The organism is uncultured Mycobacterium sp., assembly GCF_964249325.1.
In the GTDB taxonomy this organism is placed as follows: domain Bacteria; phylum Actinomycetota; class Actinomycetes; order Mycobacteriales; family Mycobacteriaceae; genus Mycobacterium.
In genome coordinates this window covers 573-12,285 of record NZ_CAXUCH010000126.1, presented here as the reverse complement: position 1 = coordinate 12,285, position 11,713 = coordinate 573, and the positions used below count along the sequence as shown (strand labels likewise).

The following is an 11,713-nucleotide window of genomic DNA, read 5'->3' as shown; positions in this document are numbered from 1 at the left end:
CCGCTGGTGCTGCGGGCACTGCAGCCGGTGCGATCCGGCCGCGGCGGGCGTGAGCTGATTCCGGTACTGCGCGACACGGGCCTGGCGATGCTGGTGTGGTCGATCGCCGCGGCGCTGGCGTTGGGGCTATCCGGCTGACGTGCCTTTTGGGTGAGGCTGCGCTCACCGCGCCCACTCTGCACTGGCTGCGCGGCCGCGCGGCGTGTCGTCGCCATCGACGCAGACTCGACGAAAACCGGCCTCACTCGTCCAGGTGAACCAAGCGTTGACGGCCCCGTCATTATTCGGGCGGCGCTTCGCCGCGCAGCCGGGCCCGTAGCTGCTCGCGATCGCGACGCCGGCGCTCCCCGACCGTGGCCAACCCGGCAGTGGCGCGGCGGCGTAGCGGACTGAAAACCCAAATTCCCAAAGGCATTCCGAGAACGAGAGCGAACAGCACGGCGACGACCACGGGGAGTTCGCGCACCCCGAGCAGTCGCGCCGCGGCGTAGATCGCCGCGCTGAGCGCGACCACCAACACCACCCGAGCTGTGGCGTAAACCACCACGTCAACCGCCACGCGGCGAGTAGAGGTCAGCCTTTCTGCCACGATTCGAGCCTACGGCGCAGGTATATTCGGATAAAGGAGGTGTTGATGCTCTACCTGCTCCTCGTTCTGGTCCTCGGGACGCTGATCTATATCGGCTGGCGCGCCGCCCGCTCTCAGGTCAACCGGCCGAAGACACGCGTGATCGGACCCGACGACGACCCGGAATTTTTGTGGCGGCTGAGCCACGGCGACAACAACCCGCGTTAGCGACGGCCCGTCCGCTAGATGAAATGCGAGGTGGGCCGGCGCTGGTCACTGGGGAAGCCGTCGGCGACAACAGCGGCCAGCTCGATAAGCGCCTCGCGGGTTTCCCGCTTCAACCGCTCCAGATAGATCTCAGCGCCCTCTTCCAGATGCGGGTCGAACGGTATCAGCCGTACCGCCCGGCATCGCCGTGAGAAGTGATCGACAACCTTCTGCATGTCGACCTTGCCTGAGCGCGGCCGCACCGCATTGATCACGGCGATGGACTCACGCACCAGCTTCCCGTGGCCATGCGCGTCCAGCCAGTCCAGCGTCGCTGAGGCGCTGCGCGCGCCGTCGATCGAGCCCGAGCTGACCACGATCAGGGTGTCGGCCTTGGTCAGCACCGCCGACATCGCCGAGTGCAAAAGCCCGGTGCCACAGTCGGTGAGCACGATGCCGTAGAAGCGCTCAAGGATGTCCAGGGTGCGGGTGTAGTCGTCAGCGCTGAACGCCTCCGACACCGCGGGATCGGTTTCCGAGGCCAGCACCTCTAACCGGCTGGGCCCCTGATTGGTATAGCTGCGCACATCGCTGTAGCGCTGGATGCCCTCGGCGTCGCGCAGCAAGTGACGCACCGTGGCCGGTGTCTCCAGCGGCACTTTTTGGCTGAGCGTGCCGCGGTCGGGGTTGGCGTCGACGGCCACCACCCGGTCACCGCGGATCGAGGCGAACGTGGCTCCCAGGCAGGCGGTGATGGTGGTCTTGCCCACCCCGCCCTTCAGCGACACCACGGCGATCCGGTAGCAGCCCCGCAGCGGCCGGTTGGCCTGAACCACCAGGTCGTTGTACCGGTTCACCCGCGGGCTTTCCCCGACGTTGATCAAGTGCCCCGACAAAATGTAGAGCCACCGGCGCCAACCCTCCGATGGCGGGGGTTTGACCTGCCGCAACAGCGTGCTGGTGGACAGCTCCGGATACGGCGAAGGCGGGTTGCGACCCGGACGGTAATGCGTATCGATCGGCGTCGACGCATCGGGTGCGCCGCCGTAGTAACCATAGGCAGTGGGCTCGGCGGATGGTTGCAGCCCTCGGTCCGGCGTGACAGGAGCGGCGGCCCAGGCTCGCGGCTGCGCGATCGTCTGCGGCGGCGGCACTCCACGCGTCTGGGCCTCGCTGAACCGGCGTTGGGTGCGGAAGCCGGCGAAGGCCTTTGTCTCCGCGTCGCTGGTCTTGGGGTCGGGTTCGCCGGGATGCTGCTGCGGAGGCAGTTGTGTCGTTGGCTGATCATCGCGGCGACCAGATGCCCCGACGTCCTGCGTTGGGTGGTCAGACACGTGCTCTTCCCCTCGTTGCAGTACTCGGGTCGCTTGCGACGAACATATCGCAGCGCCCCATCGACCCCCCGGGATGTGTGATCAGCCCACGCCTGCGTACGAGTGCAAACCTACCGTCACCAGGTTAACGAAGAAGAGGTTGAAGACCATGGCCACGAAGCCGACCACGTTGATCCAGGCCGCCTTCCTGTCGCGCCATCCCGCCGTCGACCTGGCATGCAGATAAGCCGCATACACCACCCACGCGACGAACGACACCGTTTCCTTGGGGTCCCAGCCCCAGTAGCGGCCCCATGCTTCTTCGGCCCAGATCGCGCCGAAGATCACCCCGAAACCGAAGACAGGGAACGCGAAGATCGTAGTGCGGTAGGCGATGCGGTCCAGCGTCTGCCCGTCGGGCAACCGCCGCACGATACGCGCCAGCGTGCCCGGCGCGTCGGGATCGCTTAACCGGGACGTCTTGAGCAGAAACAGGATGCTGGCCACGCCCGCGACCAGGAACACCCCGGAACCCAGGCTGACCACCGACACATGGATCGGCAGCCAATAGGACTGCAGTGCCGGCATCACGGGAGCAGCGTTGGCGTACAGCCAGCGTCCGGACACGGTGAGTAGGACCAGCACCGGCATCAGCAGGAACACCCATAGCGGGCGATGCTGCGGGCGGCGCAGCACGACCGCGCCGGCGACCAGCGCGCACAGGCACGTGAGGTTGATGAATTCATACATGTTGCCCCACGGCACGCGCAGGGTGGCCAGGCCGCGCAGCACCAGGCAGGTCAGCAACAGCCCGATGCCGACGTAGGCCACCGCCAGGCCGGCCCCCCCGACGCGTTCGTCGACGGGCCGTTGCGCCGCGGCGTCTACCACGCCGGGGGTGGCGCTGTCGGCGGAGGCCGCGCCGGCTGGCACAAGTTCGGGTGCACTGCGGGTTCGGGAATAAGCGAGTTCGACGGCGAGCAGCAACAGCGCGACCACCAACGCGACCACCGCGGAGGTGAACGCCCAGTCGGAATAGCGGGCCAACGCGACGTCGACATGCACGGTGTTCATCTGGAGTCCCTTCCGGAGGCGCCGACGGGCTCACGCGAGGGTTGAGGGTCGAATCCGGCCAGCAGCCGGGAAGTCAACCGCTCGAAGTCGTCGCCCCATCCGGCGTTGTCGGTGCGCGCCAACCCACCGACCTCGACGTTCACCGTACCCGGGCCCGCAGCCACGGTCCGGATCCACACCCGGCGCCGGCGCACCAGCAGCGACACCAGCAGCCCGGCCATCATCGTGGCGGCGAAGACCAGCACCCACACCTGGGCGGGGTCGTGGGAGACCTGCAGGTTGATGAACGGCGCGGCGCCGTCGAAGCGGACCATGGTGCCTTGGTCGATTTCGACTTGTTGGCCGGCGTGCAGGTTCACCCGTTTCACCTTGGTCAGCCGGTGCTGCTCGATGAGCCGGGGATCCAAGCTGTACAGCGACTGCGGCCGACCGGTGTCCAAGCCGGTGTCGCCCCGATAGACGTCGACGGCCACGGCGGGGGCGTTGAGCGCGGGAAAGCTCGACGACAGCAGGGTGCCGTCGAGCTGTGCGGTGGGCGCGAGCAGGCCCTGGATCGCGATCTGGTGGTTGCGACGCTCGCGTGGGTCGGGGTAGGCGCCGGCCGGCGGGTCGACGCGAGCCACCCCAGACGACAGCAGCGTCACCGGGTTGTCGGGTCGCCACTGCATGGTCGAGGTGCGGGTCTGCCCGTCCGGGAACGTCACGGTGAAGGTGGGCGCATAGCCGTGGCCTTGTAGGTACACCCGGTCGCCGTTAAGCCGCAGCGGGTGGTTGACCTGCAGCCGGTAGGGCCGCCAGCTGTTCGTGGCCAGGTCGCGACCGGTTTGGTAGTCGATGTCGGCGGCGAACGAGGTCGCTTGGCCGGACGGCAGGTAGTGGGCTTGAAAGTCGTTGACGCGGACGCAGATTGGGCGCAGGGAGGTGCCGTCGACACTGTTGCCGGCACGGAAGGAGTCGAACGCCGCCGGGGACGCCGAGCAGAAACCGGGGCCGCCGTCGGCTATGACGATCACGTTGCCCTCGTAGCCGAACAGCTTGCCGACCGCGACCGCGACCAGCAGGCCCAGCAGCGCGAAGTGGAAGACGATGTTGCCGAACTCGCGCAGATAGCCCTTCTCCGCGGAAACCTCTGTGGCCCCGTTTGATTGGCGGATTGCCTTGCGCCAGCCGCGCAGCCTGGCCGCCATCGTCGCGGCCACGGTGTCGGGTTCGCCGGCGACCGTGGCGATCGCATGCTTGGGAAGCCGAGCCAGGTTGCGGGGCGCGACCACCGGTGTGGCGCGCAGGCTGCGGACATGCTCGATGGTGCGCGGGGTCAGGCAGCCCACCAGCGACACGAACAGCAGCACGTAGACGGCGGTGAACCAGAAGCTGCCGAAGACGTTGAACATCTGCAGCCGATCCAGCCACGGCCCGAGCAGCGGGTGGGCGGCCAGATAGTCGTCGACCTTGCCGGCGTTGAGGTTTCGCTGCGGCAGCAGCGCGCCGGGGATCGCGCCCAGCGCCAGCAGGCACAGCAGCACCAGCGCGGTGCCCATCGATGTCAGCGCGCGCCACGTGTTGCGTGCCTTGGCGAGCGCCGTCAAATCGGCAACCTCACGTCGGACACCAGCGCGTCGCGCAACCACGAGACGAAGTCGTTCCAGGCGCCGGTGACTAGCGCGGCACCGACCGCGATCAGCAGCAGGCCGCCGAAAATCTGGATGCCGCGGGTGTGCCGGCGCAGCCAGCCCAGCCCCGCGACGGCCGACGCCGACCCGAACGCCAGCAACACGAACGGAACACCGAGACCCAAGCAGTAGGCGATCACCAGGACAATGCCGCGCACCACGTTGGCGCCTTCGGTGGCCGAGGCGACGGTGATCACCCCGGTCAGGGTCGGGCCCAGGCACGGGGTCCAGCCCAGCGCGAACACCGCGCCGAGCAGCGGTGCGCCGGCGACCGTGGACAGCTGCCGCGGCGTGAAGCGGGCCTGTCGCTGCAGGGCCGGGATCAAGCCGACGAACACCAGCCCCATCACGATCGTCACCGCTCCCCCGACCCGCTGCAGCAGCAGCTGGTTGCTGATCAGCGTGGTGGTCATGCCGAGCACGGCCACGGTGCCCAGCACAAAGCCGGCGGTGACCCCGGCGACGAACACCGCCGCCGCGCCGGCCACCCGCCAGCGCGCGGCGGGCGGGGCCTCGACGGCGCCGGGTTGTTCTTCGACCCCGACCACCGCGGCCAGGTACGACAGATACCCGGGCACCAGCGGCACCACGCACGGTGAGGCGAACGACACCAGTCCTGCCAGCACACATACCGCCAGCGCCAGCAGCAGCGGCCCGGCAGCGGCGATGTGCGCGAACGCGGTCATTGTGGTCCTGGCGTGATCTCTTGTTCGCCCGCCACTCGCTGCACCACGGGCTGCAGGTCCTCGGCCAGCAGTTCGCGCAGGAACACCGCGGCAACTCGGTGCTGGCGGTCGAGTATCAGCGTCGACGGGATAACAGTGGTCGGGTACTTGCCGCCGAACGCGATCATGGTGCGCATGGCCGGGTCGTAGATCGACGGGTACGTCACCCGATGGTCTTGGACGAAATCCAGGGCCGCTTGCCGGTTGTTGTCGCGAACGTCGATGCCGAGGAAGGACACGCCTCGGTTCCGGGTGGCGTCATACACCCGCTGCAGCTGGCTGACCTCGGCGCGACATGGCCCGCACCACTGCCCCCACACGTTGATGACGACGACCTTGCCGGGAAAGTCGTTGAGCGACAAGGCATGTGAGGGATCCATCAGATCCGGCCCGGTCACCGGGCCGGGCCGACCGCGATGGTCGGGCGGGTCGTAGAAGAGGTCGGTTTTGCCGCCCGGGGCGACAAATTGAAAGGTGCCACCCTGGGCGACCGCCCCTCCATCCAGGGCGCCGCTCTTACAGCCGGCGAGCAGCGCGGCAGCCACCGCCACCGCGATCGCCAGCCGCCGAATGATCAACACTGGGCCGGTTGCCAATACTCCACGTCGACCAAGCGGTCGCCGTCATAGACCAGGGTGGTGATCGACGCGATCGCGCATTCGCGCCGGCGCGGGTCGTGCCACAATCGTCTGCCGGTCAGGTGCAGCCGCAGCGTGTAGATCGGCAGTTGGTGGCTGACGCACACCGCTTCATGCCCGGCGACCCGGGCGCGCGCCTTGTCCACCGCGGTCGTCATCCGGGCAGCGATCTGCTTGTAGGGCTCACCCCACGACGGCTTGAACGGATTGCGCAGTTGCCACCACACTCGCGGATCCCGCCAAGCGCCGTCGCCGGGCGAAACACGCCTGCCTTGAAGGAAATTGGTCGACTCGATGAGGTCGCCGTCGGTGTCGACAGGCAGAGCATGGCGGGCGGCGATCGGTGCTGCGGTCTCCTGGGCGCGCTCCAGCGGGGAGGCGATCACGGCGACGATGTCACGATCCGCCAGCGCATCGGCGACGGCCTGTGCCTGCTGCCTGCCCTTGTCGGACAGGTGGAATTCGGCCAACCGACCATAGAGGACGCCGGTGGGGTTGTAGACCTCGCCGTGGCGGACCAAGTGAATTCGGGTGCGTTCGGCCATCAGGGTTTTCGCTCCTCGGCGGCAGCTTCGGCGGCGGCGGGCAGGGCTTCGGCGATCCGATCGAACGCCGGGTCGTCGAGCGCGGCCGAGACGAACCAGGTCTCGAACGCGCTGCACGGCGGATACACGCCGCCGTCTAGTAGGGCGTGGAAGAACGGCGGGTAACGCCAGGTTTGGCTGGCCCGCGCCGACGCGAAATCGGTCACTGGTTCGTCGGCGAAAAACACGCTGAGCATGTTGCCCGCTCGCGGAATCTGATGCGGCACACTGGCTTTAGTCAACGCTTCGGACAGCAGCGCGGCCAGCCGGTCGGCGTTGGTGTCCAGCGCGGTATAGACCGCGTCATCGGCGGCGCGCAGCGTCGCCAGCCCCGCCGCCGTGGCCACCGGGTTCCCGGACAGCGTGCCGGCCTGATACACCGGGCCCAGCGGCGCCAGCCGTTCCATCACCTCGGCGCGCCCGCCGAACGCCGCAGCAGGCAGCCCGCCGCTCATCACCTTGCCAAACGTGAACAGGTCGGCGGTCACCGGATCGATTCCGTACCAACCACTTCGGCTGACCCGGAAACCGGTCATCACCTCGTCGACGATGAGCAGCGCGCCATGCCCGGCGGTGAATTCCCGCAGTGCGGCGTTGAACCCAGACCCGGGCGGTACGACGCCCATGTTGCCGGGGCTGGCCTCGGTGATCACCGCGGCGATCTCGTCGCCGAATCGCGCGAATGTCTGCTGCAGGGCGTCGAAATCGTTGTAGGGCAAAACGATCGTGTCTGCTGCGGTAGCGTCGGTGACTCCAGGTGTAGACGGCAAGCCGAGCGTCGCCACCCCGGAGCCGGCGTCGGCCAGCAACGCATCGACGTGTCCGTGATAGCAGCCGGCGAACTTGACGATCTTGGCACGGCCGGTGAAGCCGCGGGCCAGCCGGACCGCGCTCATGGTGGCCTCGGTGCCGGAGTTGACCATGCGGATCCGCTCGACGGCTGGCACGCGGCTGATGATCTCGGTGGCCAGCTCGGTTTCCGCGGGCGTCGGGGCCCCGAACGACAACCCGTCGGCGGCGGCTTTCTGCACGGCATCGACCACCGCGGGGTGCGCATGGCCAAGGATCATCGGGCCCCACGAGCAGACCAAGTCGACATACCGGTTGCCGTCGGCGTCGGTGAGCCAGCAGCCGCTTGCCTGGGTGATGAACCGGGGGGTGCCGCCCACCGCCGTGAACGCCCGCACTGGGGAGTTCACTCCGCCGGGAATGACGGCGCAGGCGCCGTCGAACAGCATCGCGGAAACCGCCGTTTCGGTGGTCACCCGGTCAGTACTACCCACAACGACTAGTGTCCCAGCCGCTCGGAGCGGGCTGACTACAGGGTGTAGTTGTCAGCCGCAGTGGCCACACCGCGTCGATGTTGTTAAACAATCGGCTGGTGATCCGACGATCGGCCGCCGACGTGGCTCTCGGCCAGGGTGGAGGCCGTCCGCGATGACCCGAGCGCGCGGCTCAACTTGATGCGGAACTCGTATCGGGTGCCGTCGAAGGTGGACCGGGGTTACCTGCAGTACCGCCAGGCCGCATCCGCCTTCATGAGATGGCAGCTGCGGCGCGGGCTGCTCAATCCGCCCGACGCGCCGACGCCGGGGAGCCCATGGTGGCGTGCGATGAACGAGGCGGGAGTTCATTCGACGTCCCACGGCTGCGAGTTGGTATCGGCGCACAACATGAGCGTCGTCAGCGCTTAGCTTGAACACGAACATCTCGCGTCCCGCGAGAGCCGCGTGGAACGTTTCCTCATCAACCTGGTCCTGATCCGTGTTCTCTACACTCACGCGCTGATCGCCGCGCCTCGACTGGCGCTCGGCTGGCGCCCCCCCGCCGGTCGGCTTCTCGGCGACCCGCGGCTAGGCATCACCGGCATCTTCCTGTCGCTCTCGCGGGTACTGCCGGACCGCTATCCGGTGGGTGAGGACGTCAGACCGTTCGTCGAGGCAGAACACGGCTTCGGGCACCTCCTCGATATCAGGGTTATCGAGCCCCGAGGGCAGCGCCTTTACGACTGGTCCGCGGCTGAACTCGACATTCCCGCCTGCGGCGGCTCATCTGCGACCAGACCCCGTGCTATGTCTGGCCGCGTGATGACCGGCAACCATGGCATCCGAACCCGTCCCGGTTGGCGCGGCTGTCGCGGCGGGTTGTGCCGCTCAGCTCGTCTCGGTGAGCGCGAACACCGGGTGGTCCGCAGGGTCGGGCAGCTTGCGGAAATAGCCCTCGACCACCTTTCCGGCCTTCTTCTGGTACGCGTTCAGGATTGGCTGGCGCTCCGGCACAGGTGTTTCGTGGGCAACGTATTTTTTTGCGCCGGACTTGTTGCTCACCGTGACGTTTGGGTGGGCTCGGACGTTTTTGACCCATTGCGACTCGCCGCGAGTCGACACCAGATACCTGGTGCCGCCGAGCTCGACTGTGACGACGGGGATGTTCTGCGGCTCCCCGCTGCCGCGTTTGGTCACGGTCAGTGTTTCGCTGTTGCTGATTCCGGTGGCCATCGCAATCCGGTTGAAGATCTTGACGGTGAACCACGGCGGCTTGAGGTAGGCCATGAGGTAAGAGTTTGATGTCGGCATGCAACTACCGCAACGGCTCGCCCGGTTCAACCGCTACGTCACCAACCCCGTTCAACGGCTGTGGGCCGGCTGGCTGCCGCCATTCGGCATTCTCGAGCACATCGGACGGCGCTCCGGCAAGCCCTACCGCACTCCGTTGAATGTGTTTAACGCCGACGTCGACGGGCAGCCGGGTGTGGCCATCCTGTTGACCTACGGTCCGGACCGCGACTGGCTGAAGAACCTCAACGCCGCCGGAGGCGGACGGATGCGGCGCAGCGGCAAGACCTTCGGCGTCACCGACCCGCGAAAGGTATCCCGGGATGAGGCCGCCCAGCACGTCACCCGCGGCTGGCGGCCGATCTTCGCGCGGTTGCCGTTCGAAGAAGCGGTGCTGCTCACCAAGACCGAATAGCTCGCAACGGCCTGGCTCCACGGAGGATCATTGGCTCATGGCTGTCACAGATCCGACGTTTTACCGCAGCCCGGGTGCCGCTGTCGCGGCCGCACCAGAGCGGCTGGCCTACGTCGCGGCGTTCGACCCGGCGGGCACGAAAAACGATGCGCTCGCCGTAGTGGACTGCGACGCCGACTCATCGACCTGCGGCAACGTGGTCGGTTGGGCCGAATTTCCCTCGGCAGGCAACGAATTGCACCACTTCGGGTGGAACGCGTGCTCGAGCGCGCTGTGCCATGAGGGCCATGCCGGCCATCACGAACTCGAGCGGCGCTACCTCGTCGTGCCGGGCATTCGCTCGTCGAACACATTCGTGCTCGACGCCAAGCCCGACCCGATCCACCCGAAGGTCACGCACACGATTGAGGCGAATGAGCTTGCCACCAAAGCCGGCTACTCGCGTCCGCACACCGTGCATTGCGGACCGGACGGCATTTTCATGTCGGCGCTCGGCGGCGCGAATGGCAGTGACGGGCCTGGGGGCGTCGCGCTGATCGACCACGACACGTTCGAGGTGATCGGGCCGTGGGAGGTCGACCGCGGACCGCAATTCTTCGCCTACGACGTGTGGTGGCATCTGCGCCACGACACGGTGGTGACCTCGGAGTGGGCGACGCCGTCGATGCTCGAAAACGGGCTGAACCCCGACGACCTGCTGGGGCGCAAATTCGGCCATCACCTGAACTTCTGGAGCATGTCTGAGCGCAAGCTCACCCAGCGCATCGACCTCGGCGATCAGCACCAAATGGTGCTCGAACTGCGGCCCGCGCACGATCCGACCAAGACGTGGGGCTTCGCCGGCGTCGTGATCAGTGTCGAGGATCTGTCGGCTTCAGTGTGGCTGTGGCACAAGGCCGGCGATCGGTGGGCCGTCGATAAGGTCATCACCATCCCGGCCGAGCCAGCCGATGCCGACGCCCTGCCGCCGGCCTTGCAGCCGTTTGGTGCAGTGCCGCCGCTGGTCTCCGACATCGACCTTTCGGTGGACGATCGCTGGTTGTACGTATCTTGTTGGGCTACCGGCGAGCTCAAGCAATTCGACGTCAGCGACCCGTTCCACCCGCGGGAGACAGCGTCCGTGCGGCTCGGCGGGATCGTACGACGCCAGCCGCACCCGTCGGCACCCGATATGCCGCTCCGAGGCGGCCCGCAGATGGTGGAGATCAGCCGTGACGGCCGGCGCGTGTATTTCACCAACTCCCTGTACGGGGCCTGGGACGAGGTCTTCTATCCCGACGGCGTCGGCGCGTGGATGGCCAAGCTCGACGCCGACATCTCCGCCGGCGGCTTGGTGCCCGACACCCACTTCTTCCCGCACGGCGACGACTTTCGCGGTTTGCGAGTGCACCAAGTCCGGCTGCAGGGCGGTGACGCGTCCAGCGATTCGTACTGCTTCACCAGTTAGCGCCTTATTCGGCTTCGGGCACCAAAGCCGGTTTGGCGTGACCGGTCGGCGGCTCGACCCGTCGGTGCCACCATTTCCCGGCAAAGTACACCGCGAGTACCACCGCCCACGAGAGCAGGCTAAGCCAAAACTGCTCGCGCGCAGCGTGGTCGAACGCCATTTGCACCAGCACTGCGACAATAGCGACCAGCGTGAGGATCGAAAGCATCGGAAACAACCACATCTTGACCTGCAGCTTTTCCGGCGGCGTCTCCAGGCGCAAAACGATCTGCGATAACGCGATCAACAAGTACACGAACAGCACGATCGCGCCCGACGAGTTGAGCAGGAAGATGAAGACCGTGCCTGGTGCGACCCACGCCATGAGTACGCAGCCGAAGCCCACCACCGACGAGCACACGATCGCGATGTACGGCACGCCGCGTCGGCTGACCTTCACCAACTGGGCGGGCGCCTCCCGCCGGGCAGCCAGCACGAACAGCATCCGCGACGCCGTATACAGCCCCGAGTTCAAACC

Annotated in this window: 14 protein-coding genes and 1 pseudogene; 5 read left to right on the top strand and 10 right to left on the bottom strand. The window is 67.2% G+C overall.

The window, feature by feature from the left end; all coding sequences use genetic code 11:
* A pseudogene (locus ACFE99_RS15815) lies at positions 1-138 on the top strand (1,4-dihydroxy-2-naphthoate polyprenyltransferase); the annotation flags it as partial.
* A gap of 142 nt (positions 139-280) precedes the next feature.
* Here the strand turns inward: ACFE99_RS15815 and ACFE99_RS15810 are convergent.
* Positions 281-589, bottom strand: a complete 309-nt coding sequence (locus ACFE99_RS15810; protein WP_375486876.1) for a DUF4229 domain-containing protein — start codon at positions 587-589, stop codon at positions 281-283.
* 45 nt (positions 590-634) lie between these two features.
* Between ACFE99_RS15810 and ACFE99_RS15805 the strand changes: the two genes are divergently transcribed.
* On the top strand, positions 635-796 hold the full coding sequence (locus ACFE99_RS15805) for a hypothetical protein (protein WP_139797963.1): 162 nt from the start codon (positions 635-637) through the stop codon (positions 794-796).
* Between the two features lie 14 nt (positions 797-810).
* Here ACFE99_RS15805 and ACFE99_RS15800 read toward each other — a convergent pair whose 3' ends face one another.
* From ACFE99_RS15800 to hemL, 7 genes are all read right to left on the bottom strand, one after another.
* Positions 811-2,109, bottom strand: a complete 1,299-nt coding sequence (locus tag ACFE99_RS15800; RefSeq protein ID WP_375486874.1) for a MinD/ParA family protein — start codon at positions 2,107-2,109, stop codon at positions 811-813.
* A gap of 81 nt (positions 2,110-2,190) precedes the next feature.
* Entirely contained in the window at positions 2,191-3,162 is a 972-nt protein-coding gene (ccsB, locus tag ACFE99_RS15795; RefSeq protein ID WP_375486871.1) for a c-type cytochrome biogenesis protein CcsB, read from the bottom strand.
* Positions 3,159-4,700, bottom strand: coding sequence for a cytochrome c biogenesis protein ResB (locus ACFE99_RS15790; RefSeq protein ID WP_375486885.1), 1,542 nt, complete (start codon positions 4,698-4,700; stop codon positions 3,159-3,161). The genes ccsB and ACFE99_RS15790 overlap by 4 nt, the downstream gene beginning before the upstream one ends.
* Positions 4,701-4,744: 44 nt before the next feature.
* Positions 4,745-5,518 carry a cytochrome c biogenesis CcdA family protein gene (locus ACFE99_RS15785; RefSeq protein WP_375486869.1) on the bottom strand — a complete coding sequence of 258 codons (774 nt, stop codon included), beginning with the start codon at positions 5,516-5,518 and terminating at the stop codon, positions 4,745-4,747.
* Positions 5,515-6,135 carry a TlpA disulfide reductase family protein gene (locus tag ACFE99_RS15780; RefSeq protein ID WP_375486882.1) on the bottom strand — a complete coding sequence of 207 codons (621 nt, stop codon included), beginning with the start codon at positions 6,133-6,135 and terminating at the stop codon, positions 5,515-5,517. Before ACFE99_RS15780 ends, ACFE99_RS15785 begins: the two co-directional genes overlap by 4 nt.
* Positions 6,132-6,740, bottom strand: a complete 609-nt coding sequence (locus tag ACFE99_RS15775; protein ID WP_375486867.1) for a histidine phosphatase family protein — start codon at positions 6,738-6,740, stop codon at positions 6,132-6,134. The genes ACFE99_RS15780 and ACFE99_RS15775 overlap by 4 nt, the downstream gene beginning before the upstream one ends.
* Complete coding sequence (gene hemL / locus ACFE99_RS15770; protein ID WP_375486880.1) at positions 6,740-8,017, bottom strand: glutamate-1-semialdehyde 2,1-aminomutase; 1,278 nt, start codon at positions 8,015-8,017, stop codon at positions 6,740-6,742. The genes ACFE99_RS15775 and hemL overlap by 1 nt, the downstream gene beginning before the upstream one ends.
* Positions 8,018-8,242: 225 nt before the next feature.
* Between hemL and ACFE99_RS15765 the strand changes: the two genes are divergently transcribed.
* A complete protein-coding gene (locus tag ACFE99_RS15765) occupies positions 8,243-8,473 on the top strand; it encodes a hypothetical protein (RefSeq protein ID WP_375486865.1) in 231 nt (76 codons plus the stop codon).
* Positions 8,474-8,932: 459 nt separating this feature from the next.
* Here the strand turns inward: ACFE99_RS15765 and ACFE99_RS15760 are convergent, their stop codons facing one another.
* The gene (locus ACFE99_RS15760) at positions 8,933-9,331 is read right to left on the bottom strand and encodes a nitroreductase/quinone reductase family protein (protein ID WP_375486878.1); all 399 of its coding nucleotides are present in this window, start codon (positions 9,329-9,331) and stop codon (positions 8,933-8,935) included.
* A gap of 22 nt (positions 9,332-9,353) precedes the next feature.
* Between ACFE99_RS15760 and ACFE99_RS15755 the strand changes: the two genes are divergently transcribed.
* Both ACFE99_RS15755 and ACFE99_RS15750 read left to right on the top strand, forming a co-directional pair.
* Positions 9,354-9,749: a nitroreductase family deazaflavin-dependent oxidoreductase gene (locus ACFE99_RS15755; RefSeq protein WP_375486863.1), complete on the top strand. Its 396-nt coding sequence runs from the start codon at positions 9,354-9,356 to the stop codon at positions 9,747-9,749.
* Positions 9,750-9,786: 37 nt separating this feature from the next.
* Positions 9,787-11,196, top strand: coding sequence for a selenium-binding protein SBP56-related protein (locus ACFE99_RS15750; protein ID WP_375486861.1), 1,410 nt, complete (start codon positions 9,787-9,789; stop codon positions 11,194-11,196).
* 4 nt (positions 11,197-11,200) lie between these two features.
* Here the strand turns inward: ACFE99_RS15750 and ACFE99_RS15745 are convergent, their stop codons facing one another.
* Entirely contained in the window at positions 11,201-11,680 is a 480-nt protein-coding gene (locus ACFE99_RS15745; RefSeq protein WP_375486859.1) for an amino acid permease, read from the bottom strand.
* Positions 11,681-11,713 lie beyond the last annotated feature (33 nt).